This window comes from Bacillus sp. B15-48 (assembly GCF_016879755.1).
Classification (GTDB): domain Bacteria; phylum Bacillota; class Bacilli; order Bacillales; family Cytobacillaceae; genus Mesobacillus_B.
In genome coordinates, this window is the sequence record NZ_WOFU01000030.1 from 1 (window position 1) to 1552 (window position 1552).

Sequence of the window (1552 nt, forward strand, 5' to 3'; positions counted from 1 at the left end):
ATATCTACAAGAGAAACAAGACCCTTCTCTTTATAAAACCATTTATTTGGAAGGGCCACGTTTACGGGTTTACACTTTGAACTTCTCCATGCATACATCCGAAGCTGTGGAAGTTCCCCTTTCCATTTCCTTCTGCGTAACTCCCTATGTAGTTTCCTTATTTTCCTCCAACTTCTTAATTGAACAGACCGTAATCTTCTCCTAATCCATTTATCAAACTTAGTCAATAGTGTCTTGGAGTGCCAATGTCCAAAGTAATTTCCCCATCCTCTTAGATAGGGTTTGAGTATTTCTTTAATCAGTTTCTCAATGTTTACCGTTTGATTTCGCTTTGTTATTTCCTTGACTTTACTTTTAAACTTCTCTATAGATTTCTCAGAGGGTTTAACCCAGAAAAGCAAATGATTCATTCATATTATTAATAATCTTAGTCTTCTCAGGATGTACGATTAATCCAAGTTTTTGTTCAAGGAATCGAGTAACTGATTTAAGTACTCTTTCAGCACCTTTTTGTGATTTGCAACAAATAACAAAATCATCTGCATATCTTGTAATGCGATGTCCTCTCTCTGTCATAAGTTCATCCAACGGATGCAAGTATATGTTCGCAAGTAATGGGCTGATAACACCGCCCTGTGGAGTGCCCTTTTCATTTAAATGGAAACTGCCACCTTCCATAATTCCTGCTTGGAGAAAACTCTCAAGCAATCTAATGACACTTCCATCCACTATTTCTTCTCTAACTAAAGACATAAGTTTGTCATGCGGAATTGTATCAAAATATGATTTCAGGTCTGCATCAATTACATACACATAACCATCCATTAAATCCTTTCGGATTTTCTCCAATGCCATATGTGCACTTCGATTCGGTCGAAAACCAAAACTACAATCAAGAAATTTAGCTTCAAAGATTGGTTCTATTATTCTGCGTACAGAAGCCTGTACTACTCGGTCTCTCACGGTTGGGATTCCTAGAGGTCTTTTTGAACCATCAGCCTTTGGAATGTATACACGTTTTACTGGTCTCGGCTTGTATGTCTTTTCTTGTAATTCACGTTGGAGAATTTGTACATTATCCTCCACACCAAATTCAAAAGCCTTAATTGTTACTCCATCTACCCCTGCGGCTCCACGATTCCTTTTTACCTCTTTAAAGGCTTCCTCCATGTTAGGCATTGCCCATATTTTATCTATGAGACTATACCATTTCTTCTTTTGCAGAATCTTTACTCCCTCACGAAAACCTTGTTTGTCTTCTTTTCCGTTCATGTTCCGTTTCTTTCCTTTCAGTCTGATGATTGAATAGCCGAACTTCGGCAATATCAGCAGCACCATAAAGTACTACGCCCCATACGGTCTACCCTTCTGTTCGACCCCGATTCTATGGATTTGTCCTCTCGGTTTCTGTATGGACATGACATGTTCTAAGATAACTCAGTTTTTCTTTCATGGACAGACAGGCTTCGCACTGAGTCCCTACCTTTTGGGTTAAGGCTCCTCTCGATAACTTAGTATCGAGTCACTTACCTTTGCGGCTTTTCCAGTAAGT

At 38.9% G+C, this 1552-nt stretch carries 2 protein-coding genes; both read right to left on the bottom strand.

The window, feature by feature from the left end; genetic code table 11:
- A partial coding sequence (locus GNT69_RS25775; protein ID WP_275411292.1) for a group II intron maturase-specific domain-containing protein occupies positions 1–410 on the bottom strand: 410 nt, incomplete at its 3' end.
- Positions 385–1338 carry a group II intron reverse transcriptase/maturase gene (ltrA, locus tag GNT69_RS25330; RefSeq protein ID WP_239094467.1) on the bottom strand — a complete coding sequence of 318 codons (954 nt, stop codon included), beginning with the start codon at positions 1336–1338 and terminating at the stop codon, positions 385–387. The genes ltrA and GNT69_RS25775, both read right to left, overlap by 26 nt.
- Positions 1339–1552 lie beyond the last annotated feature (214 nt).

Coding starts and splice junctions, on each gene's coding strand:
- ltrA (WP_239094467.1), bottom strand. CDS start 1,338: ATGGTGCTGCTGATATTGCCGAAGTTCGGCTATTCAATCATCAGACTG.